The organism is Demequina oxidasica (assembly GCF_000975115.1).
GTDB classification, from domain to species: Bacteria; Actinomycetota; Actinomycetes; order Actinomycetales; family Demequinaceae; genus Demequina; species Demequina oxidasica.
This window is the reverse complement of sequence record NZ_BBRE01000002.1, coordinates 39049-61221: the sequence shown is the minus strand read 5'-3', so window position 1 is coordinate 61221 and position 22173 is coordinate 39049. Positions and strand designations below refer to the sequence as shown.

Genomic DNA, 22173 nt, shown 5'->3' with positions numbered 1-22173 from the left:
CGACCCGGCGTCCACCAAGTTCCGTTACAGCGCCGCGCGCAGGGAGCGCAGCCGAGTCAGCGACTGTTCCTGGCCAAGAATCTCCATGGACTCGAACAACGGCGGCGAGACGAGCCGGCCCGTGATCGCAACCCGCAGCGGCCCGTACGCGAGTCGTGGCTTGATCTCCATCTCGTCAATCAACGCCGCGGTCAGTGCCGTCTGCTGTGCCTCCGGGGTGAAGTCCGCGAGCGCCTCCAGTTCCGCGATTGCGCGGTCCAGGATGGCTGCCGAGTTCTCCGGCAGCTTAGCGCGGGCAGCGTCCTCGACCACCACAGCATCGTCCGCGATGAAGAGGAAGCCGAGCATGCCGGGCGCCTCCCCCAGCAGCCGCATACGCGTCTGTCCAAGGGGCGCGGCGACCGCAAGGGTGGACTCCTCGTGCGGAGTGAGTGCGTGGGCGTCAGGCGAGGACACCAAGCCCTCGGCGTGCAGGTATGGCACCACACGTTCCACAAAGTCGTTCACGGGCAGCAGTCGCATGTGCTCCGCGTTGATGGCCTCTGCCTTCTTCAGGTCGAACCGCGACGGGTTGGGGTTCACGTCCGCGATGTCGAACGCCTCGATGAGCTCCTTCACTGAGAAAACGTCACGGTCGGGGCCAATGCTCCAGCCCAAGAGCGACAGGTAGTTCAGCAGGCCTTCGGGCAGGAAGCCGCGCTCGCGGTGCAGGAACAGGTTGGACTCAGGGGCGCGCTTGGACAGCTTCTTATTGCCTTCGCCAGTGACCATGGGCATGTGAGCGAAGTCTGGGACCAGGTCAGCGATGCCGAGCTCGACCATCGCGCGGTAGAGAACAATCTGACGCGGGGTTGAGCTGAGGAGATCCTCGCCGCGCAGCACGTGAGTGATCTTCATGAGCGCATCGTCCACCGGGTTGACCAGCGTGTACAGCGGGTCGCCGGTGCCGCGCACAATGACGTAGTCAGGGATGGAGCCGGCGGGGAACGTGACCTCGCCGCGGATGAGGTCCGTGAAGGTGATGTCCTCCTCGGGCATGCGCATACGGATGACCGGCACGCGACCTTCCGCACGGTACGCTGCCTTCTGCTCCTCGGTCAGGTCGCGGTCAAAGCCGTCGTAGCCCAGTGCCTTGTGGGTGCCGGCGGCCTCATGGCGAGCGTCGACCTCCTCCGCGGTAGAGAACGCCTCATACGCGTAGCCGCCCTCAAGCAACTGGCGCGCGACATCCATGTGCAGATCGCGGCGCTCGCTCTGGCGGTAGGGGCCGTACTCCCCGCCCACCTCGGGGCCCTCGTCCCAGTTCAGCCCAAGCCAGCGCAGCGCGTCGAGGAGCTGCTCGTAGCTTTCCTGCGAGTCGCGCGAGGCATCGGTGTCCTCAATGCGGAACACAAAGTCGCCGCCTGTGTGGCGCGCGTAAGCCCAGTTAAACAGCGCCGTGCGGATGAGGCCGACGTGCGGGACGCCGGTGGGAGACGGGCAAAATCGGACTCGAACGTTGCTCATGGCTATCTTCTATGACTTTCTACAGTGGCATTGGGAAGCGCCGGCGGGGGGCGCTTGTGCGGGTCTGGCGGGGGGGGTGCCCGGGAACTAACTTCGGCGCAGGACCGGGTTACGAAGCACGCCGATGTCCTCGATCTCGATCTCCACCACGTCGCCGTGGTTCATCGTGGTCACGCCGGAGGGTGTGCCGGTCAGGATAATGTCGCCGGGCAGCAGCGTGACGATCTCGCTGATCATGGAGACGGCGCCCGCAACGTCGAGAATCATGTCCCGCGAATTGCCGCTCTGGCAGACGTTGCCGTTCAGTCGCGAGGCGATCTCGACGTCGTCGTGCGCCAGGTCGGTCTCGATCCACGGACCCAAGGGCAGCGAGGTGTCGAAGGCCTTGGCACGGAACCACTGGTCTTCCTGGCGCTGCAGGTCACGTGCGGTGACGTCGTTAGCGCAGGTGTAGCCGTAAATGTACTGCTCGGCGTTCTCTACGGAGACCTCTTTGGCGACGCGGCCGATGACGATCGCGAGCTCGGCCTCCATCTGCACGTCCTGGCTGTACGAGGGCAGCACGATGGGGTCGTCCGGCCCAATCACCGCGGTGTTGGGCTTGAGGAACAGGATCGGCACGTCGGAGGCGGGGCCGCGGGCGGGGATCTCCTTGGCATGAGCCGCGTAGTTCTTGCCCAGGCACACAATCTTTGAGCGGGGAATCACGGGCGCCAACAGGCGAATGTCGTCGGTGAGCGGGATCCGCTCCCCCGTGACTGTGCCCGGCGTGTACATGGGGTCACCGGTGAGGACTACCAATTCCTCGGCGCCCGGATCACCGTCCACCATGGCGTAGCGGGGTTCTTCTCCGGTCGTGAATCTGGCGATGCGCATGCCTCCCAGCGTAACCGGTCGGACGAGGCGCGGCGTGGGGCACCACGCACGCATACGATGTCGTCATGCCACGGCCAGCTCGCATCGAGGGACTTGACGTCGCGCGCGCCCTCGCAATCCTTGGAATGTTTGGCGCTCATGTGGGTGACCACCAAAGCGAGAATGGGTGGGCGTGGCTGACAGTCACGCATGGCCGCCCGTCTGCCCTCTTCGCCATCTTGGCCGGCGTGTCCATCTCCCTGATGCTCACTCGCAAGGCCGGAGTGACGGGAGACCTGGCCCCCGCGTCAGCCGTGACCCACACGCGCTGGCGCGTCGCCGTACGCGGAATCATCCTCATGGTGCTCGGGTTGGTGTTGTCCGAGCTGGGCACGCCCGTGATCGTGATTCTGACCAACCTGGGCGTGATGTTCCTGCTGTCGGTGATTGCCTTCAGATGGCAGGTGTGGTGGCTCTGGGTGGGGGCGGCGGTGTGCTTTGTGCTGGGGCAGCTGGCTGTCAGAACGGTAGCCACCGGAGCCGGCAATGTTGGCCTGTATGACCTTCCCGTGGTGGGCAAGCTGTGGTTCGAGACCTACCCCGCCATCAGCTGGATGGGCTACATCCTTGCGGGAATGGCCATTGGCCGCCTGACGCTGACGGCCCGGCGCACGCAGGTCCTGCTCGGTGTCGTGGGCGTGGCCGGCCTGCTGATTGTCAAGATGGTCGAGGTGGTTGCGGGTGGCGCGGTGAGGACCGATGACTCCCTGTGGCTGTCCACCGAGGCGCACAGCTACTCGCCGCTCGAGATGGCAGGTAACCTCGCCTCGGCCTGCCTGGTCATAGCCGTGTGCCTGTGGGCGGCCCAGGCCGCACGGCCTGCGGTCTGGCCGCTGATTGCCGCCGGCTCTATGGCGCTGACGCTGTACGTCGCACACCTCATCGTGATCGCCGCTGTGGGCGACGAGGTCGTCTACGAGGCGACCAACGTGGCGTATGCGGTCCTGTGTCTGAGCGCAATCCTGTTTGCGTCGCTGTGGCGGTGGCTCGTGGGCCAGGGGCCCCTAGAGAAACTCCTGTCGGTCGCGTCGATGGCCGCGGCAAATGCGGTAGTCGGCAACAACTCCGAAGGACCAGATCGCCAGCGCGCCACGAGACAATAGGCGCATGTCTTCCCCCGCCATCGCCGATGCCACGGTCGCGTCCGATGCGCCGCGCGTCCTGTCCCGGTCCGAGTGGGCGCCGGTGCAAGACTTGTTTCACGCCCGGGTCGACGCCGCTACCGCGGGCCACCGCGAGCGTCGCGACGCCGGCGAGTCCCACGCCGTCGAGGACTTTCTCTACGAATACAACTCGACCAAGCCCTCCCAGTTGCGGCGCTGGCACCCCGGCCCCGGCATCGTCCTCCGGGACGCCGATGCCCAGGCGGGCTGGAAGTGGTACCGAACCCAGGCATCGGCCGCGGGGGTTCTCGAGACCACTTTTGACGCAGCGGCCTTCATGGCGAAGCGTGGCACCACCGTCGACTTCGTCGAGAACCTCATGAAGCGCACCGCCGAGCGGCCGCTGCATGTGGGGTGCTTTGGGCTGCACGAGTGGGCAATGGTTTACAAGTCAGGCGACCCCGAACGCCGCCACACGTTGCCACTGCGACTGGGGCGCGAGGGCACGGACGCCGTGGTCGAGGCGCACCCCATCGCCTGCACGCACTTCGACGCGTTCCGCTTCTTCACCCCGGAGGCGCGGCCGCTGAACGCGACGGAACTGACCCGCGAGACTCAGGTGGCTTCCGAGCAGCCCGGGTGCCTGCACGCGACCATGGACCTGTTCAAGTGGTGCCTCAAGTTGGCGCCGGCTATGCCCAGCGAGCTGCAGCAAGACTGCTTTGACCTGGCGCTCGAGGTGCGGCGCGTAGATATGCGTGCGTCGCCCTACGACGTCAGCTCCTATGGACTCGAGGCGATCGCCATCGAGACTCCGGAGGGTAAAGGCGAATACGCGGCGCTACAGCGAGACTTTGCGCGGCGGGGGGCGGCGCTGCGGCTCCGGATTGTGGGCGCATGCCAGTCGATTCGAGCCGCGGCCTAGGCGTCTCCATCCGCCCGCGTGGCGAGGTCGTCACGCACTGCCTGAAGCAACTCGGATGAGAACACCACCACACCTGCAGTGCTCGATACGGCGATCGATGTCTCCTTCGCCACACGGAGGATCAAGCTTGTTCCGCTAATGGTGAGCATGTACGGCGCCCGCGATGCGACGGGAGCCGCAGCATCGGCACTGGTAAACACGGCAATGCACTGCTCGCCTCCAGGCGGGAACATCACAGGCGTTACCGAGTCGAACGACGAAACGTCGGTGCCGCTGGGCAACACCACGGTGGCGCGCAGGAAGGCCTGCATCGCTCGCACACGTCCGATTTCATCCGTTGGCGCTGATGCGATGGCAGATTCGAGAGCCACGGTCGATTCGGGAACAGTCACGGCATGGTCCTTGTGTCGATAATGTGCCGGGCGTCACTCTCGGATATGAGTCGGGGACGGCTCAGCGCTGCATAGTCCCACCACGATCCACACGCCGTGCATTCGAAGAACGCGATCTGCAAGGGAATTACCTCGCCACGCTCAATGAAGCAGCTTCTGTTCGCTCCGCCACCAAACCAGGCTTGGCGACAGATGTCGCATCCGGCTCCTTGCTGATTCGCCGCTATCAAAATTGCCTCACCATTCTTCGTTGACCATCAGGAAATAGCTCAAACACGTAACTTCCGGGTGGAATCGGGCGCCCGCCGTCGACCACCGCTTCCCGCGTCGGGTTACTGCGGAATACGCCGTCGTCGTTGAGCGCAGTATTACCCCCTGGGACGAAATTCGGATTGATGTCCGCGGGATCCAATTTGCTCGGATCCAGATTCGCGTCATTAAAAGTGGGCACGCGCAGGTCTTGCCCCTCAAGCGGCACACTCAACCCGAAAATCTGGCGCCCGTTTTGGTACGCCTCCTCCACCGACGGCGCCCGACCAGTCTGGATCATTGCCTGCTCGTGAGTCAGGATTCGCGCGCCATCCTCGCCCGGCATTAGAAATGATGGGCGTCCTGGCGCACCCAGCGTCACTCCATCGCCCTCGTAGTACCGAAGCGCGTCGGGACCAAAGAATGTCTCCCCACGCTCGGTGGTGCTGGCCCAGGACGGACGCGTCCCGGGGTCCTCCCACGATCCGTTCGCGATGCGGTCACTCACCGCCTCGTCGTAGGTTCGCCCCGGCGGTACATCATCTATGGCACGAGGCGACGGTGCACCCTGCCCAATGTCGTCGAGGTGGCGCGACGCACTGGAGGCACCATCGGTTGCGCTGCGGATTGCGCGATCCAAACCGTCCTGAAGCGAACGGAAGAGCCGGGCAGCATCGTCGAGCTTGGGCAGGAGCGCCTTGACCGTGCGGAGCAACTTCGTGACGAACGACGAGACCCGCGCTGACAGAGACGCAACCCGGGTGGCGACCTGGCTGACCGCCAACGGCGTACCAAAACCTAGCGTGAACACCGCCGTCGCAGTAGCGGAAATCGCCGTTCCTACAATCTGGGAGAGTGCGTCTCGCGTGATGTCGTGGACGATCTGCACGATGGTCGAGGCCATCTGCATTCCGACGCCCATCGCGCCCGCGAGTACACCCGCCACCGCGACGTGAGCAGACGCCTCAGATTGGAATTTGCGGTAGGTCTCAATGAACGCACCCGACTGATCGTCGAGGTCACCGAGAATCCGAGTGACCTCCGCGGCCACGGACTTCATCTCGTTGGCGATGTTCTCCCAGGTCGCCGCGAACCCCATGACTTCGCCTGCGTCACCGGTGAGGTCGTTGAACCAGCCCTTGAGCGGCTCCATGTGCTCCATGAGCCAACCGAGCCCGGCTGCGATCAAGGAGCCGAGGGGATCGACCACCATGGCAAGCCCATCGGCGACGGCGGCAAAGGCTCCCATGCCACCTTCGACCCAGTCACCGTTTCGGATACCCGACGCGATTGACTCGCAGTCTTCCAACAGGAACGTCCCTGAGAGGGGCGTGGACATCGAGACCGGTCCGGCGACCAGCGGGTTGCCAGTCATCCCGCGCCCACTATCGGCCTGCCGTTCCGTCGAGCGCGCTAGTCCCGCGGTTCAAGGATTCAATAACGCCTTGCTCGTAGGTTCCGACGTCTCTCATGCCGCCACGCAACTCCCGCGCGCTACGTTCCAGCAATTTCTGGGATGACACGATTGCAGAGGTGGCGGCATACGTCGTCGCCATCGCGGGCGCCACGAGGAACGCGCACATCAACCCAAACGCGCCGCCAGCAACATTCATCGATTGCGCCGCTTGGACGGCCGTACCAACACGCCCCGCCGCTAAGTCCACCCGGCCCGCGTGATAGCTCACCGTGTCTGGATCAATACGAATCAACTCTGCCACTGCGCTACTCCTGCTCGTACCGGATGCCGTCCGTCGCCGGCCGCGAATCGCGTTCGTCCGCCTCCACGCGCATGCGTGCGGTAATGGGTGAGTCCTCGCCGAAAGCCTCGGAGGTCAGGGCGACGGCTCGCTCGCCGACGTTGCGTTGCGCCTTCGCCACGGTGTCGACGATGATCTTGCTTAGCGCGCGCTCGTCGAGGTCCATCGCGTCGCGCGATAGTTGCAGGTCAATGAGAGCTCCCTGCACCGTGACTGTCGCGCTGACCTCGCGGCGCGGCGACTGCGCGCTCCCTATGAGAGACTTCATCTCCTGCTCGAGCGCCTGCGCCTTGGCGGCGACGGCTTCCGCTTGACGCACCTGCTCCTCCACTCGCGTGATGGCGGCGTCGGGATCTGTCCATGGGCTCTGTGACATGTTGATGAATCTAGGCCAATCGCCAGACTTCTACAATTCTTTAGGCGTTGCGTCGGGCAATTTCCACACCCTTGTTCGCTAGCGCATCGGCCCGCTCATTGCCCGGGTCGCCGGCATGGCCCTTGACCCAAACCCACTTGACGTCGTGGCGGGCCACCTGAGCATCCAGTTCCTGCCACTGTTCCTTATTCTTGACGGGCTGCTTGGACCCGGTCTTCCAGCCGTTCTTCTTCCAGCCGTGAATCCACTTGGTGACGCCATCCATGACGTACTTAGAATCCACGTGAAGGGTGATGTCACAGGGCTTTTTGAGGATCTTCAGGCCTTCGATGACCGCCTGGAGTTCCATCTTGTTGTTGGTGGTGTGGAGCTCGCCACCGCACATTTCCTTCTCCTTGCCACCCGAGCGCATCCACGTGCCCCAGCCGCCGATTCCGGGGTTGCCCTTGCACGCCCCGTCGGTCCACATGTCGACCTGAGGGCGCTCGGCTGCGTCGGTGTCATTGCTCACGCCGTTCACCCTATGGCACAGACTGCGATCAACCACCACGTGAACGCTGGCGCGCCCGGGTTCCGGTTTTCAACCAAAACCTGAACGCTGGAGGTGGGTGGGCACTGAGCGGTAGGCGGGAGGCGGGAGGCGGTGCCAGACTGACATGGTGAGCAAACAGGGGCGCAAGCAATCGGCCAAAAATCATGCGGAGCATGCGAGCACGCCGGCCGTGGCGGCGCTACTCAATGCGAACATCGCCCACACCCTGCACCCCTACGACCACGACCCCAGCTCCGAGCTGAGCTACGGCCTTGAAGCCGCCGCCGCGATCGGCATCAACCCCGAGCAGGTTTTCAAGACCCTGTGCGTCTACGCCGACGGTGCGCTCGCCATGGGCGTGGCGCCCGTCGACCACATGCTCGACCTCAAAGCGATCGCCCATGCGCTGGGTGCCAAGAAGGCACAGATGGCCGATCCCGCGGAAGCCGAACGCGTCACAGGGTACGTGGTTGGCGGCATCTCTCCCATCGGAGGGCGTAAGCGACTGCCACTGGTGCTCGACGAGTCGGCGCTGCTATTTGAGGCAATCTACGTCTCTGGCGGACGGCGCGGGTTCGACATTGGCATCGCACCTGCGGACTTGATCACTGTGACCGGCGGGAACGTAGCCCCCATCGCCAAGGCTTCCTGAAAACCTTCCCCCGGCCCCCGGCCCCTGCCCCCTGCCCTCCTAACTCTTTGACCACTCCCCGGACTCCCCCCTCCCAACTTTTCACCACTCCCCGGACTCCCCTCCCAACTTTTTCACCACTCCCCTCCTGCGTTCAGGTTTTGGTTGAAATTCAAGCCGCCACTCGCCCTGCGTTCACATTTTGGTTGATTCGGAACCCGACGCTCCCAACAAGTACCGCGCCTGGATATGCTCGGAGCCACAATCCTCAGTAACTGAACCCGCGCACACGTGCGACCGACTACCGCAAGGATGACCACCGTGGCCCGAGAACTCGCCCCCTCCCCCGATAACTGGGATTACACCGCCGCTATCGCCGATGCCAAGGCCAGGATTCACGTGGCCGAGGCGCAGTCTGGCCGCGCCGGCTCGGGCGTGAAGCTCCTCGTCGCCACTAAGGCCTGGGACGCGCACGCGGCATCGGCCGCTGTAGCCGCCGGGGCAATCTTGGTGGGCGAGAGCCGCATGCAGGAGCTCGCCCAGAAGGGCGAGGCCCTACGCGCGGCGGGCGCCCACGTGCATGTAATCGGCGAACTGCAGCGCAACAAGGCGGCCATCGCGGTGGAGTTCGCGGAGTGCGTGCAGACTGTGGACTCCCTCAAGTTGGCCGAGCGGCTGTCCCGGCTGTCCCTCGAGGCGGAGCGAGAGCTGGACGTAATGATTCAGGTCAACGTGTCTGGCGAGGAGTCCAAGGCGGGCGTGGAACCGTCGGAGGCCCTCGCCCTGGCGAGTGCCATCCAGTCGCTCGACGCTCTCACCGTGACGGGCTTTATGACCATCGGGTTGAACTCCTCAGACGAAGGTGCCGTGCGCGCCGGCTACCGCCAACTGCGTGACATTCGCGATGAGGCGCTGATCCTCTCGGAGCGCGGCCAGCACAGTTTGCGCGAGGCATGGCACCTGTCGATGGGCATGTCGAGTGACCTCGAGTGGGCCATCGCCGAGGGTGCCACCATGGTCCGCATCGGCACGGCCGTCATGGGCGAGCGTGACAAGCCCTCACTCGGGTAACGCAAATCAGCACGCCAACAAAGGGCCTTTACCTCGAAGTTCGGGTGGCCGAAGACAGGCGCCCCTTGCTAGCGCCCACCCGCTACGACTCGTTAGCCTGACAACATGACCAAGCACGAGCGCCACACGGAGCACTTCACCGGACCCGACGAGGTGGCGATCTCATCGCGCATGAACTGGCTGCGCGCCGGCGTGCTGGGAGCCAACGACGGCATCGTCTCAATGGCGGCGCTGCTCGTGGGGGTCGCGGCCGCGGCGCCAAGTGAAGGTGCGCTGCTAACGGCCGGAATTGCGGGAATCTCCGCCGGCGCGCTGTCGATGGGCATCGGCGAGTACGTGTCTGTCTCCAGCCAGCGCGATGCGGAGAAAGCGCAGATTGAGCGCGAGAAGATCTGGCAGGACACGCGCCCCGAATGGGAACTTCAGCAGCTCGTGGAGCTCAACAAGAAGACCGGCATGTCCGAAGAGGTTGCGACGGTGGCCGCTGCTGAGCAGATGGAACACGACGCCCTCGCTATACACGCGCTCATGCACCTTGGCATCGACCCGAACGAGTTCACCAATCCCTGGACGGCGGGCTTCGCGTCGCTCGTCGCCTTCACCGTAGGGGGGATGGTTCCCACGCTGACCATCCTGCTCGCGCCACAATCGTGGGCAATCCCGGCCACCTTCGTGGCCGTCATCGTCGCGCTAGCCATCACGGGTCTGTCCTCCGCGCGCGTCGCGCATTCGTCCAAGCGCAAGGCGCTGGTGCGCAACGTCGTCGGTGGCACCTTGGCCATGTTGGTGACCTATGGCATCGGCGATTTGCTCGGCACCCACGTCCTCTAGCGAGGCTCGCCGTCCTCAGTCGCAATCTCTACAGCGACCTCCTCCGCAGCGGGCACGGCCCGACGACCGGCCGATGCTACGGCCCCCACTCCCGCGACCGTCACCAGAGCAATACCGGCGGAGATAGCCCACGTGAGCCGCTGGTCCAGAAGCACTAGGCCCGCAAGCGCGGCGATGGCAGGCGCGAGCGCCAGCAGGATGGCGAAGGTCTCAGCCTTCATGCGGCGCAAGGCGGAGAGTTCAATCCCATACGGAATCGCTGAGGACAGGACGGCCACGGCGAAGCCCAGCGCGAGAACCTCGGGCTTGAGTAGCGCCGACCCCGCCATCGCCCCAGCCACGGGCAGCGTCACGACCGCTCCCACCACCATCGCCAACGCTAGTCCGACCACTCCCTGCATCGCCGCCCCGGCGGCCCGCGCCGTGACGATGTACGCGGCCCACATCACCGCGGCTCCCACGGCAAAGGCCAGCCCCACCAGATCCAGCGCGCTCGACCCGCCATGCAATAGCCCCGAGCCGCCCAGCAGTGCGACGCCGGTCGCGGCCAACGCGGCCCAGAGTGCCCCGCGCCAGCTTCGGCTAGCGACCACGCTGAGCACCAGCGGCCCGGTGACCTCAATCGTGACCGCCACGCCCAACGGGATGCGCTCGAGCGCCAGGTAGAAGAACACATTCATCGCGGCAAGCGAGAGGCCAAAGGCAAACACGTGGCGCCAGGAGATCACTGCGCCGCGGCGCAGGCTCACTATCGCTAGGGGCAGCAGCACCACCGCAGAGAATACGAGGCGCAGGGCCACCACACCCCACGGACCGACGTCCGGCATCAGACCCACCGCGACGGCGGCCCCTGCCTCCTGGCACACCAGCCCGAGGATCACGAACAATGGCATCGCGGTAGTGCGCGAGTCGGTACTCATGAGCGCCTTTTGTTCACTATGACGGTGCTGCCGGCCATGGCCTCAACGGTGCCTGAGGTCAACTCCGCGATCTCTGCACATGCGGCCTCAACCAAGCCGGGCTTCACGCGCATCCCCAGCGTCACGGCCGTCCCATAAGTCGGTTCGATGAGCACCGCGTCGTGGCGGTCCACCCAGGTGTGCAGAGCCGCCAAGACGCGCCCGGCATCTGATTGCTGTACCTCCATCGTCAGCGACGTGAGAGGAACGCGATCGACCCACGCCGCCTCGTCTAGGGCCGCGGAGACCGCCGAACCATAGGCCCGCACCAGGCCGCCGGCGCCGAGTTTCACACCACCGAACCACCGGCTGACGACGACCACCACATCGGTCACGTGGCGGTGGCGGAGCACCTCCAGCATCGGCGTTCCTGCGGTGCCGGCGGGCTCGCCGTCGTCGCTCGAACGCTGCCGTTCAGCGTACGCGCCCACCACCAACGCGGTGCAATGGTGACGAGCATCCCAGTGCCGCTTGCGTAATGAGGCAACCACGTCATCGGCCGCCTCAACGGACGCGACTGGAGCCGCGTTGGCGAGGAACACGGATTTCTTGATCACCGATCGGTGCTCGACGGGCGCCGCAATGGTGGCCGGAAGCGCGCGGGTGGTCATTGGCCAAGGCTAGCCGCGACGCGGGGCGGAGTGACGCACGCGTGGAGCCTGTTAGACAATGGAACCGATGACTGACGCCGACACGCCCCTCCTGGACCGCCTCCCTGCGCCAATGACGGGAGCGAAACCCGACCCCGATGCCCTCTACGAGGCGTTTTCGGGTTGGGCCGACGACCAGCACCTTCCGCTATATCCCCACCAGGATGAGGCGCTCATGGAGATCGTCTCCGGCTCGCACGTGATTCTCGCCACCCCCACCGGTTCGGGCAAGTCCCTGGTCGCAGCGGGCGCGCACTTCGCGGCCCTCGCAGCGCATCGGGCTGGCACCGGCGGCCGCACGTTCTACACCGCGCCACTGAAGGCCCTGGTCAGCGAGAAGTTCTTCGACCTAATCGCGCTCTTTGGCACGGCGAACGTGGGGCTCATGACGGGCGACTCTGCCGTCAACCCCGACGCCCCGATCATCTGCTGCACCGCAGAGATCCTGGCCAACCTGACGCTGCGAGACGGCTCGGCGACCGACGCCGCGCTCGTCGTCATGGACGAGTTTCACTTCTACGCGGACCCTCAGCGCGGGTGGGCATGGCAGGTACCGCTGCTCGAACTGCCGGACACTCAGTTCGTGCTGATGTCCGCGACGCTCGGCGACACTGACTGGTTGGTCGAGGAACTGGAGCGCCAGAGCGACCGTTCCGTGGCGACTGTCACCACCCTCGAGCGCCCGGTCCCGCTGAGCTTTGACTATTGCGTCGAGCCGCTGCCGGAGGTGGTCGAACGCCTAGTGCAAACCGGTCACGCCCCCATTTACGTGGTGCACTTCACCCAGAAAGACGCGGTCGACAGGGCGCAGGCGCTCCTCAGCCAGCAGGTGGCGACCAAGGAAGAGCGCAAAATCATCGCCGATGCTCTAGATGGGGTCCGCTTTAGCACCGGCTTTGGCAAGACGTTGAGCAAGTTCCTTCGCGCCGGTATCGGCGTCCACCACGCGGGCATGCTGCCAAAGTACCGGCGCATAGTCGAGCGACTCACTCAGCAGGGTTTATTGAAGGTCGTGTGCGGCACCGACACGCTCGGGGTCGGCATCAACGTGCCGATCCGCACGGTGTTGCTTACCTCACTGGTGAAGTACGACGGCGAACGCATGCGCCACCTCAGCGCGCGCGAGTTCCACCAGATCGCGGGACGCGCGGGACGCGCTGGGTTCGATACCGAGGGCGACGTGATTGTCATGGCACCCGAGCACGTAATCGAGAACCGCAAGATGCTCGCGAAGGCCGGCGACGACCCCAAGAAGCGTAAGAAGATCGTGCGCAAGGGCGCCCCCGCGGGCTCCGTGAACTGGACCGACGCGACGTTTGAGCGCTTGCGCGACGCGCCCCCCGAGGCGCTCACCAGCCACTTCTCCGTGAATCACGCCATGGTGCTCAACGTGCTGGCCCGCGGCACGGCCAACCTCGACCTCGACCGCAAGGCTCAGGACCCGGTGCTCGCGATGCGCGACTTGCTCCAGGCCATTCACGAAACCGAGGCTCAGCGTTCCGCTCACATTCGCCAGGCTCTCAGAATCTACCGGTCGCTGCGCATCGCTGGCGTGGTGGAGCACATCCGCGTGCCGGACCCCGCACATCCCCGTGGTGAGCGTCCGACCGTGCGGCTTACCGTCGATGTGCCTCGCAACTTTGCGCTCAACCAGCCGCTGTCCCCCTTCGCACTGGCAGCGATGGACCTTGTCAACGTGGACTCTCCTGATCACGCGATCGACGTCGTGTCAGTCATCGAGGCGACGCTGTCCGACCCGCGCCAGATCCTGATCGCACAGCAGCACCAGGCTCGCGGCGAGGCAATTGGAGCGATGAAGTCCGATGGCATTGAGTACGAGGAGCGCATGGAGCTGCTCGAGGAGGTCACGTGGCCCAAGCCGCTCGAGGACCTGCTCGAGCCCGCCTTCATCGCGTATCGCAAAACGAACCCATGGATCCTGGACGCGGAACTGTCGCCCAAGTCCGTGGTGCGCGACATGCTTGAGAAGGCGATGTCGTTCTCCGATCTAGTCTCCGCGTACAGCCTGGATCGCACCGAGGGCATCGTGCTGCGCTATCTAGCCGAGGCGTACCGAGCGATGCGCCAGACCGTTCCAGAGGACCACCGCAGCGAGGATGTGGTCGCTATCACCGAGTGGCTTGGTACCGTCGTGCGCTCGACCGACTCATCGCTGCTGGACGAGTGGGAGCACCTGAGCAACCCCGACGCCGTCATCTCCGACGATGCGGATCCCGCATCGGCTGCCTTGTCACCCGGAATGGGTGGCCCTGCGCGCCCCATGTCCGGCAACCCACGGATGTTGCAGCGCCTGGTGCGCAACGCCATGTTCCGCCGCGTGGAGCTCGCGTCGCGCGAGCAGTACGCGGCACTGGGTGCCCTCGATGGGGCCGCGGGCTGGAACGGCGACGTCTGGCGCGAGGCGCTCGATCCGCTGTTCGAGGCTCAGGGAGACTCCGCCATTGGAATCGGGCCCAACGCCCGATCCGCCGCGCTAGTGAGTTTTGTGGAGCCAGGAGGCGACCATGATCTCGCTCACGCGCGGGCGGCGCTGTCCTCAACGCCGGACGGCGAGTTGCCCGAGGGCAGCTGGTTGGTGCGTCAGGTTCTCGACGACGCCGACGGCGATCACGACTGGGCAATCGTCGCAGTGGTGGACTTGGACGCCTCGGACGAGGCGGGCTCCCCCGTCATCGAACTGCTCAGCGTGGGGCCGCAGTAGTGTCTGGACCGCGGTAGCCCTGCGGTCGGTATGGACACGAATTTCTCGGGGTGGCACGTCGGTCAATGCATGACAGCCAGTTCGCCGAGAGGCGCCCGGGCCGCGCCGCAGCGCTCACGACACGTCGGTGCCGCTACGGGACCAGTCCGAGCCACTCGGGCGTGGAGAACTTGTCCTTGGCCAACTGCTGAGCCTCGGCCAGCTCGGCATCGGTCACGGCGCTGCTCGCCGTGGCGTAGCGGCTCGCAAAGTGAGCAAGGAAGGCATCGATGATGGCCTCGCGGGTCATGCCGGTCTGGCTGCGCAGCGGGTCCACACGCTTGTTCGCGGACTTGGTTCCCTTGTCGGACATCTTCTCGCGGCCGATGCGCAGCACCTCCAGCATCGCGTCAGCGTCGATGTCATAGGCCATGGTCACGTGGTGGAGCACGGCGCCGGCGGCGTACCTCTTCTGCGCGGCGCCCGCAATCTTGCCCGCGGGGCTTGCGATGTCGTTAAGCGGCACGTAGACCGCGTTGATCCCCACCTCGCGCAGCGCGCCCAGCACCCAGTCGTCGAGGAAGGCGTAGGACTGCTCGAACGTCAGCCCCTCGACCAGAGACGTGGGCACCGAGATCGAGTAGGTGATGGTGTTTCCAGGCTGGATGAACATGGCGCCGCCACCCGAGACGCGGCGCACTACGGTGACGTCGTGCGTGGCCGCGCCGTCGAGGTCAATCTCATTGCGCACCGACTGGAAGGAGCCGATCACGACGGCGTTGCGCTCCCACTCCCAGATGCGCAGCGTGGGCTGACGAGCGCCTGCGGCTACGGCCTGCGACAGCACCTCATCGAGCGCCATCTGTAGGAACGGTTCGCGCGGCGCGTCGTGAATCACGTCGAACGTGTGGTCACCCCAGCTCGTGGCGTGGCCCAGCGCGCGCCGGACGGCGATCGCGACCGACTCGGCCGTGAATCCCACCATGACGGCGTCCGGACCGGCGGCGCGAGTGACGGCGGCGGTCAGCGCGGAGACGGAGGTCGCGGCCGGTAGCCCCTCGAGCGCGCGGGCGATGTCGAGGATCGCCTCCGCTGGCTCAAGGAAGAAGTCCCCAGAGACCACCACGTTGGCGAGCGCTGCGTCATCGCCCTCGCCGTCGATATCGACGTCGACTACGACGAGCTTGCCGCTAGGAACCTTGTATTCACCGTGCATGGTTCCAGTCTGCCCTGGCGGCCGATGCTGCGGTCACCATTTCTCGGCGCGCGGAACAGTGCGTGCTACTTGGGTTCGACGCCCATTTTGATGAGCCCGTAGAACATCGCATCGGTCAGCGCCTCCCATGAGGCCTCGATGATGTTAGGGCCCACGCCCACCGTGCGCCACAGCGTTCCGGTCTCGGTGTCGACGGTGGTGATCAGCACGCGCGTGACGGCATCGGTGCCGTGCGAGGCGTCCATGATGCGCACCTTGAAGTCGCTGAGCTCGAACTTCTCGATCTGCGGGTAGACGCTCATGAGCGCCTGGCGAAGTGCGTGGTCAAGTGCGTTAACGGGACCATTTCCCTCGCCGGTGAACACGAGGCGCTCTCCCCCGGCCACAAGCTTCACGATCGCCTCTGCGTCGGCCTCGTTGACGTCGTCAGGCGAGGTCTCGACCATGACGCGCCACGACTCGGTGGCCCAGTACGCGGGAGTCTCTCCCAGTTCGTCGCGCAGGAGAAGCTCAAACGACGCATCAGCCGCATCGAAGGTGTAGCCCGATGCCTCGGCGTGCTTCACGCGGTCCGTCACCCTAGTCAGGAGTTCCTTCTGGCCCGAGAGGTCGAAGCCGAGTTCCTTGCCCTTGAGCTCGATCGAGGCGCGGCCAGCCATCTCCGAGACGAGCATGCGCATGTCATTTCCCACGAGCGCCGGGTCCATGTGCTGGTAGAGGTCGGGGTCCACCTTGATCGCGGAGGCGTGCAGTCCGGCCTTGTGCGCGAACGCCGAGGCGCCGACATAGGGCTGGCGCGCGAAGGGCGCAATGTTGGTGATCTCGGAGATCGCGTGGGCGATGCGACTGGATTCGCGCAGCCCGTCGCCCTTGAGCGCCGTGATGCCCTTCTTGAGCTCGAGGTTGGCTGTGACCGCGACGATGTCTGCGTTACCGGTGCGCTCGCCGTAGCCATTGATGCAGCCCTGGACGTGCGTGGCGCCGGCGGCCACGGCGGCCATCGAGTTCGCCACTGCGCAGCCCGAGTCGTTGTGGGCGTGCATGCCTAACTGGACGTCGGTGAAGGCGCCAACTTCGCGGACGATGCGCTGGACGTCGTCGGGCAGCATGCCGCCGTTCGTGTCACACAGCACCAGGGTCGAGGCTCCGGCTCCGGCGGCTGCGAGTAGCGCCTTCACTGAATAGTCCGCGTCAAAGTTGTAGCCGTCAAAGAAGTGCTCGGCGTCGAGAACCACACGGCGTCCCTCGGCCACCAGGAACGCGACGGTCTCCTCGATCATGGCGAGGTTCTCGTCGCCGCTGACGCGCAATGCGCGTTCTGCGTGACGAATGTCGGACTTGGCGACCAGCGTGATGATGGGTGCCTCGGAGTCGACCAGCGCGCGCACTTGCGGATCGGCGGCGGCCGAAGTGCCCGCACGACGAGTCATACCAAACGCCGCGAACTGCGCGTTGACGAACTGCAGCTCCTTGTTCACCAACCGGAAGAACTCTGTGTCCTTGGGCACGGCACCGGGCCAGCCGCCCTCGATGATGCCAACGCCGAGTTCGTCGAGAAGGGGCGCAATCGCCATCTTGTCTGCCACGGAGAGGTTCATCCCCTCCTGCTGCGCACCATCGCGCAGGGTGGTGTCGTAGACCTCTACGGCGCTCACGATCGCGGTGCTTGCGGACGCGGAAGACGTGCCGGCTGCGTTGGTGTCCGTCATGGGACTCTCCTCGGTTCGTGCCATGCCTGCGGTGCGATCCCCATCATCCAACAAAAAAGCCCCCCAGGGTACGGGAGGCTGCGCGTCGGCGATTGGGGCTGACGCGCTACAGAATGATGATGAAGGTGCTCATTGGTTTCATTGTGGCACATCAGGGACGATGCTCCGGCCTGCAACGCTCTCATCCTCCACGCGGGATCACGCTCAGCACGACGGCCATGACTCGGACCTCGCGCCCCTCGTCCGACGCGACAGCCATCACCAACTCAAATACTTCACCCGGGATGAGATCCGCTCGGTGACCATTGACGCGCAACTCGGTGCCCTTTGATGCGCGAGAAGATGAGCGCAGTGACTGCAGCGAGTCGCTGGTCACCGTCAGCTCGTGGGCGGTTACGTCCGAGCGAGTGAAGCAAAGCCGCAGCCTTCTCGGCAAGCGTCGAATGTGCGGGCGAACCGCTAAGGGTCATCAAGGTCGGTTCAGCGCCGGTTAAGTTCCCTCCGCTTCTCTTGCCAGTCTGGAAGGTACTTGTCCATTACTGCGTAGAACCGCTTGGAGTGGTTTGGCTCATAGAGGTGCGCAAGTTCGTGCACGATCACGTACTCGAGTAGCTCCGGATCGCGCCGACCGAGCTCGAGGTTCAGTGTCACGTGCCGCTTCACAGAGTTGCACGTGCCCCAACGGGACGTCATGCGGCGCAGCGTGAGAGTCGGCATCTCTAGGCCCATGCGGTCGGCCCAATACTCCATCAAAGGCGGTACCGATTCGCGCATGTCGCGGCGCAGCCGCTCGGCTTCGGGGCCCGCCGTGAGCGGGACGGGCATCTCCACTGCCACTTTCTGCTGCTTCAGTATCCAGTCCCGCCGGCTCATCACAAACGCATCGATGTCGCGCTGCCTCGCGCGCACCGGTGCACTCACGTGAACGGTTCCGTGGGGCGCCTTGACCGTCATTCGCAGGTGCTTCATCCTCTTGCGCGTCAATATGTATTCCGGCATCACACCCGAATCGACCCCGTCGAGGCCCGCGGCGTCGGCTCCGGCGCCCTCGAACACATCACGCGAGCCGGAGGCGGTCAGGTCAGTACTCATGGTCGCTCCAGGATAAGTCCTGCAGCACGAACATCTTCAGCGCCGGCCGCGTGAACACTGTCTGCCTCAGCACCATCAGGGTCAGCACCTCCCACGTCACCGCCCAGCCCCCTAGCCGGCCCGACACTTGGGGCGCTACTGGTCACACGCCAATCGCTCGGCCCATCAAACATTGCACGCCCACCCGGCCTCGGCGCTCGGCTCTTATCTACCGTTGCCGGCGGCACGAACTCAACCGTGGACGCGGTCGCCTCGATCCTCCACCCATCTCTATGGATCAGATGATGACATCGCACACAGAGCAGAACCCCATTCTCAAGATCCGTAGGCCCGTCATCCCGCTCCCACCAGCGAATGTGATGCGCCTCGGTGAAGCTCGGCGGAGCCCCACAGAAGGCGCATCCCCCATCTCGCTCGAACAGTGCTCGACGTTGGCCGACCGAAAAGCTGCGTTGCTCCCGGCCGAGCTCGAGCACCTCGGACTCTCCGCCCAGTACCGCCGGAATCACGTTTGCGTCAGCCGCCATACGGCGCACTACCGAGGCCGGAATCGGTTGCCCCGAGCCGTCGACCTCACCCACTCCCACCTCGGCACGCAAGTCTTCAATGTTCATTCGCACCACCAAGGCAGTGGGTGACATCGGGAGCTTCTCCGACTTGCACCCCAGCACATGTCGCGCAGCGATTCCGAGCGCGTCCACGCGCATCTGCCCCACGGAGCGCACATCCGCTGCGAGTCGATCCTGCTCGCGCCGTTCCCGCAGACCGTGCGCCACCATCGCGTCGAGCATTGCACGCACCGGCGCCGCCGTCTCCGGATCCAGTTTGCCCGAGATCAGAGTCATACCCGCCTGGTCCTCGCGAATGGTGAGGTACCTCTCGTCGCGCAACATCTGGTGCCTCTGCTCGATGCGCTCTCGGTCGAGCCAGGCCTCCGCTTGCCGCACCGCACGCGCCAGTTGATCGTAGGAGAGCCTCATCGCGCGCTCAACCAGATCACGCTCTGCCTCCAACCGAACCTCCGGCGTCGTCGCCGCCTCAACTTGGTCCAGCATGTTGGTGATGAGATTCCCCGACGAGATGCTCAACTTCCCCGCGCCGGTTGCTAGCGAGACGTGGACGTACTTTGGTCGCGACAGCCGCTGTGCATCGGCTGAACACTTCGCTTCCGTCTCCGTACTCCCCAGTCCGACCTCGCTACCGCTCGCACCGTCCACTTCAGGAATCTTCGCGGCGAGCGCATCTCCCACATTGATCAGCCGCTGTGCCTCCGCCGTCGACTCACCTGTCTGCGACGCAATCAGTTTGGCCGGCGACTGAAAACCCTGACGCCGCGCAAGCCCCCCTGGCCCTGCATCCGACCTGCGAGCAATCTGATGCGCGATGGCCGCGTGCATGGCATTCACTTCGCGCTCAATCTGAGCCAGCGCAGAACTCGATTCCAACAACACCGACTCCGGCAACGAACTTAGGTCCACCCCTTCCCAGCCACGCGCCTCTCCCACTCGAGCCCGCACGCGCTCAAGCACTCGCGACCCAGAACTAGAACCAGCACCGAGAACCGACCCGACAGCAGCATCCGCCGCAGCCTTAATGCCCAAGGCGGCGGGAGCATCGGCGACGGTTGTGGTCATGAGATAAGTCAATCACTGAGGTCTGACAAACGATACTAAACGGCTTCAATGGTGGACAAACAGATAGCGATGACAGCCTGTGGACAACTGCCAATGACGATGTTTGGGGCGGGGCGGACTCACGAGCGACAAACGCAACCAACGCATCTAGCAAACAATTAATCCAGCGCAAACACATCACACCCAACGTTTCCAGGCGCGCCATCCGTATTAGCCGGTATGCACCAAAGGAGACTGACCTCATGACCACGTGGAAGGCAACACTCGACACGGTCATGCGCGAGCGCGGCGCTGCCCTATTCGGATACGCGTACATGCTCACCGGTAGCCGTCACGAAGCCGATGACCTGGTCCAGGACGCCCTCATTCGCACCTTCTCGCGCGGCAAGGCTGGCGGCAGCATCGAACAGGCCCACACCTACGTCAAGCGCGCGATGCTGAGCGCCTTCATCGACGGCAAGCGCCGCGCCGCCGTCCGCCCCGTCACCACGGACAAGGATGCGGACATCATCAACCCCGACCCGTCCGACCAAGTCAACACAGCAATAGAACTCCAGCGCGCCATCCTTACGCTCTCGCCACGAGAACGCGCCTGCATCGCCCTGCGCTACCTCGACGACCTCACCGTCGCCGGCGTCGCGCGCGAACTCGGCCTCGCAGAGGGCAGCGTCAAACGCTACCTGTCCGACGCCACCAAAAAGCTACGCGAGCTTCACCCCGAACTCGGCGACCTGGCCGACGCATCTAGCGGAGGCGGCACCCGAGTGCACGTCACCTCGAGAGGATTACAGCGATGAGCGAGAAGATCACCGACACCCTGGCCGCGCTCCAGCAGATGGGCGCCACGGACTACCGCGCCCACGGGCACGACTACGCCTCCGCGGACAGCGCGCAAATCCGACGAAGCATCTCCCGCAAGCGCGCGGTCTATGGCACGGGAATCGGAGTGACCAGCGTCGCTGCCGCTGGCGCGCTGGTCTTCGCAGCATCGGCCGTAGGAGGTCGCGACGCCTTGAGCATCGGTCCCGCCGGGACCTCCACAAGCCCCAGTGCCCACCCGGACGATGCTGTGGCGCCGGACACCAGCCCCTCACCTCAGGTGAGTACGACAGGGAACGACAACCGGCAAGGCGAGGTCGGCGGCGACGAGTCGGCGGCAGCGGACACCAGCACCATCGCCCCGGGCACAGACGCCGAGACCATCCTCGCGCTGGGGGCGAAGTCCCTGAATGTGAGCGTGGAGGAAGTCCGTGCAGCAGTGATCGCTGCGCTACCCCCACAGGCCGGCGGCAACTACGAGGGTTGGCTCAGCATCGGAGAGGCGTTCGACCTGACCGACGCCACCCCGCAGTCACTCGCGGATTACCTAGTCGGCTCCACGCTCTCCAACCTCAAGGCGAGTGGCGTGGCACCAGCGGACTATGAGGAGACCCTCATCAAGGCATCGCTGATCACACAAGAAGTTCGCAACCAGAGCGACTACGCGAAGGTCGCAGCCGTGATCGACAATCGCCTCAAGCACGAGATGCGCCTCGAACTCGACTCGACCGTGAGGTACATATCACCTTCAGAGGCCGTATTCACGTCCGACGACGAGCGCGCCACGGACTCCCCGTACAACACGTACTTGTACGACGGTCTGCCCCCTGGACCCATCGGGTCAGTCACGCCCGCTGCAATCGACGCCGCTGCCCACCCCGCCAACAGCGACGCGCTGTACTTCGTGACCGTCAACCTCGAAACTGGCGAGACCAAGTTCGCGTCAGATTTTGAAACGCACCTCGCCAATGTCCAAGAACTTCAGGACTGGGTTAAGGCAAACCCGGAGTATGCCGGGTCTGCCGTGCCGAGCGACGAGGAGTAAAACACCTCACTGTAGTGAGACGAAATACGCGCCCACGATGACCCGAGATGGGGCCATTGT

At 64.8% G+C, this 22173-nt stretch carries 22 protein-coding genes; 8 read left to right on the top strand and 14 right to left on the bottom strand.

Annotated features, from left to right (window positions below; genetic code table 11):
- Positions 1 to 24: 24 nt before the first annotated feature.
- A complete protein-coding gene (gltX, locus tag AOP77_RS07295) occupies positions 25 to 1506 on the bottom strand; it encodes a glutamate--tRNA ligase (RefSeq protein WP_062211714.1) in 1482 nt (493 codons plus the stop codon).
- Positions 1507 to 1593: 87 nt separating this feature from the next.
- Positions 1594 to 2382, bottom strand: a complete 789-nt coding sequence (locus AOP77_RS07290) for a fumarylacetoacetate hydrolase family protein (RefSeq protein ID WP_062211711.1) — start codon at positions 2380 to 2382, stop codon at positions 1594 to 1596.
- A 65-nt stretch (positions 2383 to 2447) separates the two neighbouring features.
- Between AOP77_RS07290 and AOP77_RS07285 the strand changes: the two genes are divergently transcribed.
- The gene (locus AOP77_RS07285; protein WP_062211709.1) at positions 2448 to 3524 is read left to right on the top strand and encodes a heparan-alpha-glucosaminide N-acetyltransferase domain-containing protein; all 1077 of its coding nucleotides are present in this window, start codon (positions 2448 to 2450) and stop codon (positions 3522 to 3524) included.
- 4 nt (positions 3525 to 3528) lie between these two features.
- On the top strand, positions 3529 to 4449 hold the full coding sequence (locus AOP77_RS07280) for a hypothetical protein (RefSeq protein WP_062211706.1): 921 nt from the start codon (positions 3529 to 3531) through the stop codon (positions 4447 to 4449).
- On the opposite strand, the gene AOP77_RS07275 is transcribed toward AOP77_RS07280, so the two are convergent.
- From AOP77_RS07275 to rnhA, 5 genes are all read right to left on the bottom strand, one after another.
- Entirely contained in the window at positions 4446 to 4841 is a 396-nt protein-coding gene (locus tag AOP77_RS07275) for an SseB family protein (protein ID WP_062211704.1), read from the bottom strand. The two genes, AOP77_RS07280 and AOP77_RS07275, sit on opposite strands and share 4 nt — an antisense overlap.
- A 226-nt stretch (positions 4842 to 5067) precedes the next feature.
- The gene (locus AOP77_RS07270) at positions 5068 to 6465 is read right to left on the bottom strand and encodes a phage tail family protein (protein ID WP_062211701.1); all 1398 of its coding nucleotides are present in this window, start codon (positions 6463 to 6465) and stop codon (positions 5068 to 5070) included.
- Positions 6466 to 6475: 10 nt separating this feature from the next.
- Positions 6476 to 6808, bottom strand: a complete 333-nt coding sequence (locus tag AOP77_RS07265) for a hypothetical protein (protein ID WP_062211698.1) — start codon at positions 6806 to 6808, stop codon at positions 6476 to 6478.
- Between the two features lie 4 nt (positions 6809 to 6812).
- Positions 6813 to 7223: a YbaB/EbfC family nucleoid-associated protein gene (locus AOP77_RS07260; RefSeq protein ID WP_062211695.1), complete on the bottom strand. Its 411-nt coding sequence runs from the start codon at positions 7221 to 7223 to the stop codon at positions 6813 to 6815.
- Positions 7224 to 7263: 40 nt separating this feature from the next.
- Positions 7264 to 7734 (bottom strand): ribonuclease HI, encoded by a 471-nt coding sequence (rnhA, locus tag AOP77_RS07255; protein ID WP_439644700.1) that lies wholly within the window; start codon positions 7732 to 7734, stop codon positions 7264 to 7266.
- Positions 7735 to 7882: 148 nt separating this feature from the next.
- Here rnhA and ybaK point away from each other — a divergent pair, with 148 nt between their 5' ends.
- The 3 genes from ybaK to AOP77_RS07240 all read left to right on the top strand — a co-directional run bounded on the left by ybaK (position 7883) and on the right by AOP77_RS07240 (position 10288).
- The gene (ybaK, locus tag AOP77_RS07250; protein WP_236685776.1) at positions 7883 to 8407 is read left to right on the top strand and encodes a Cys-tRNA(Pro) deacylase; all 525 of its coding nucleotides are present in this window, start codon (positions 7883 to 7885) and stop codon (positions 8405 to 8407) included.
- 291 nt (positions 8408 to 8698) lie between these two features.
- A complete protein-coding gene (locus tag AOP77_RS07245; RefSeq protein WP_062211690.1) occupies positions 8699 to 9457 on the top strand; it encodes a YggS family pyridoxal phosphate-dependent enzyme in 759 nt (252 codons plus the stop codon).
- A gap of 105 nt (positions 9458 to 9562) precedes the next feature.
- Complete coding sequence (locus AOP77_RS07240; RefSeq protein ID WP_084622443.1) at positions 9563 to 10288, top strand: VIT1/CCC1 transporter family protein; 726 nt, start codon at positions 9563 to 9565, stop codon at positions 10286 to 10288.
- Here the strand turns inward: AOP77_RS07240 and AOP77_RS07235 are convergent.
- Together AOP77_RS07235 and AOP77_RS07230 are read right to left on the bottom strand one after the other, a co-directional pair.
- Positions 10285 to 11208: an EamA family transporter gene (locus AOP77_RS07235; protein WP_084622442.1), complete on the bottom strand. Its 924-nt coding sequence runs from the start codon at positions 11206 to 11208 to the stop codon at positions 10285 to 10287. The two genes, AOP77_RS07240 and AOP77_RS07235, sit on opposite strands and share 4 nt — an antisense overlap.
- The gene (locus AOP77_RS07230) at positions 11205 to 11858 is read right to left on the bottom strand and encodes an IMPACT family protein (protein ID WP_062211687.1); all 654 of its coding nucleotides are present in this window, start codon (positions 11856 to 11858) and stop codon (positions 11205 to 11207) included. The genes AOP77_RS07235 and AOP77_RS07230 overlap by 4 nt, the downstream gene beginning before the upstream one ends.
- Positions 11859 to 11916: 58 nt before the next feature.
- On the opposite strand from AOP77_RS07230, the gene AOP77_RS07225 reads away from it, so the two are divergent.
- Positions 11917 to 14619: a DEAD/DEAH box helicase gene (locus tag AOP77_RS07225; RefSeq protein WP_152649819.1), complete on the top strand. Its 2703-nt coding sequence runs from the start codon at positions 11917 to 11919 to the stop codon at positions 14617 to 14619.
- Between the two features lie 133 nt (positions 14620 to 14752).
- On the opposite strand, the gene lplAB is transcribed toward AOP77_RS07225, so the two are convergent.
- The 5 genes from lplAB to AOP77_RS07200 form a co-directional block, all read right to left on the bottom strand.
- Positions 14753 to 15814, bottom strand: a complete 1062-nt coding sequence (gene lplAB / locus AOP77_RS07220) for a lipoate-protein ligase LplAB (RefSeq protein ID WP_062211681.1) — start codon at positions 15812 to 15814, stop codon at positions 14753 to 14755.
- A gap of 65 nt (positions 15815 to 15879) precedes the next feature.
- Complete coding sequence (gene cimA, locus AOP77_RS07215; RefSeq protein ID WP_062211678.1) at positions 15880 to 17523, bottom strand: citramalate synthase; 1644 nt, start codon at positions 17521 to 17523, stop codon at positions 15880 to 15882.
- 181 nt (positions 17524 to 17704) lie between these two features.
- Positions 17705 to 17899: a hypothetical protein gene (locus AOP77_RS07210; RefSeq protein WP_062211676.1), complete on the bottom strand. Its 195-nt coding sequence runs from the start codon at positions 17897 to 17899 to the stop codon at positions 17705 to 17707.
- Between the two features lie 104 nt (positions 17900 to 18003).
- Entirely contained in the window at positions 18004 to 18615 is a 612-nt protein-coding gene (locus tag AOP77_RS07205; protein ID WP_062211672.1) for a M48 family metallopeptidase, read from the bottom strand.
- Positions 18612 to 20249 (bottom strand): HNH endonuclease, encoded by a 1638-nt coding sequence (locus AOP77_RS07200; RefSeq protein ID WP_062211669.1) that lies wholly within the window; start codon positions 20247 to 20249, stop codon positions 18612 to 18614. Before AOP77_RS07200 ends, AOP77_RS07205 begins: the two co-directional genes overlap by 4 nt.
- A gap of 242 nt (positions 20250 to 20491) precedes the next feature.
- On the opposite strand from AOP77_RS07200, the gene AOP77_RS07195 reads away from it, so the two are divergent.
- Together AOP77_RS07195 and AOP77_RS07190 are read left to right on the top strand one after the other, a co-directional pair.
- Positions 20492 to 21046 carry an RNA polymerase sigma factor gene (locus AOP77_RS07195; RefSeq protein ID WP_062211666.1) on the top strand — a complete coding sequence of 185 codons (555 nt, stop codon included), beginning with the start codon at positions 20492 to 20494 and terminating at the stop codon, positions 21044 to 21046.
- On the top strand, positions 21043 to 22113 hold the full coding sequence (locus AOP77_RS07190) for an endolytic transglycosylase MltG (RefSeq protein ID WP_062211662.1): 1071 nt from the start codon (positions 21043 to 21045) through the stop codon (positions 22111 to 22113). Before AOP77_RS07195 ends, AOP77_RS07190 begins: the two co-directional genes overlap by 4 nt.
- The last annotated feature ends 60 nt before the right edge of the window (positions 22114 to 22173 follow it).

Bases quoted from the DNA above. Each gene is read 5' to 3' on its own strand.
- AOP77_RS07195 (WP_062211666.1), top strand. From the start codon at position 20,492: ATGACCACGTGGAAGGCAACACTCGACACGGTCATGCGCGAGCGCGGC.
- AOP77_RS07190 (WP_062211662.1), top strand. From the start codon at position 21,043: ATGAGCGAGAAGATCACCGACACCCTGGCCGCGCTCCAGCAGATGGGC.
- gltX (WP_062211714.1), bottom strand. From the start codon at position 1,506: ATGAGCAACGTTCGAGTCCGATTTTGCCCGTCTCCCACCGGCGTCCCG.
- AOP77_RS07235 (WP_084622442.1), bottom strand. From the start codon at position 11,208: ATGAGTACCGACTCGCGCACTACCGCGATGCCATTGTTCGTGATCCTC.
- AOP77_RS07280 (WP_062211706.1), top strand. From the start codon at position 3,529: ATGTCTTCCCCCGCCATCGCCGATGCCACGGTCGCGTCCGATGCGCCG.
- lplAB (WP_062211681.1), bottom strand. From the start codon at position 15,814: ATGCACGGTGAATACAAGGTTCCTAGCGGCAAGCTCGTCGTAGTCGAC.
- AOP77_RS07245 (WP_062211690.1), top strand. From the start codon at position 8,699: ATGACCACCGTGGCCCGAGAACTCGCCCCCTCCCCCGATAACTGGGAT.
- cimA (WP_062211678.1), bottom strand. From the start codon at position 17,523: ATGACGGACACCAACGCAGCCGGCACGTCTTCCGCGTCCGCAAGCACC.
- AOP77_RS07200 (WP_062211669.1), bottom strand. From the start codon at position 20,249: ATGACCACAACCGTCGCCGATGCTCCCGCCGCCTTGGGCATTAAGGCT.
- AOP77_RS07285 (WP_062211709.1), top strand. From the start codon at position 2,448: ATGCCACGGCCAGCTCGCATCGAGGGACTTGACGTCGCGCGCGCCCTC.
- AOP77_RS07240 (WP_084622443.1), top strand. From the start codon at position 9,563: ATGACCAAGCACGAGCGCCACACGGAGCACTTCACCGGACCCGACGAG.
- AOP77_RS07205 (WP_062211672.1), bottom strand. From the start codon at position 18,615: ATGAGTACTGACCTGACCGCCTCCGGCTCGCGTGATGTGTTCGAGGGC.
- AOP77_RS07270 (WP_062211701.1), bottom strand. From the start codon at position 6,465: ATGACTGGCAACCCGCTGGTCGCCGGACCGGTCTCGATGTCCACGCCC.
- AOP77_RS07290 (WP_062211711.1), bottom strand. From the start codon at position 2,382: ATGCGCATCGCCAGATTCACGACCGGAGAAGAACCCCGCTACGCCATG.
- AOP77_RS07230 (WP_062211687.1), bottom strand. From the start codon at position 11,858: ATGACCACCCGCGCGCTTCCGGCCACCATTGCGGCGCCCGTCGAGCAC.
- AOP77_RS07260 (WP_062211695.1), bottom strand. From the start codon at position 7,223: ATGTCACAGAGCCCATGGACAGATCCCGACGCCGCCATCACGCGAGTG.
- AOP77_RS07225 (WP_152649819.1), top strand. From the start codon at position 11,917: ATGGAACCGATGACTGACGCCGACACGCCCCTCCTGGACCGCCTCCCT.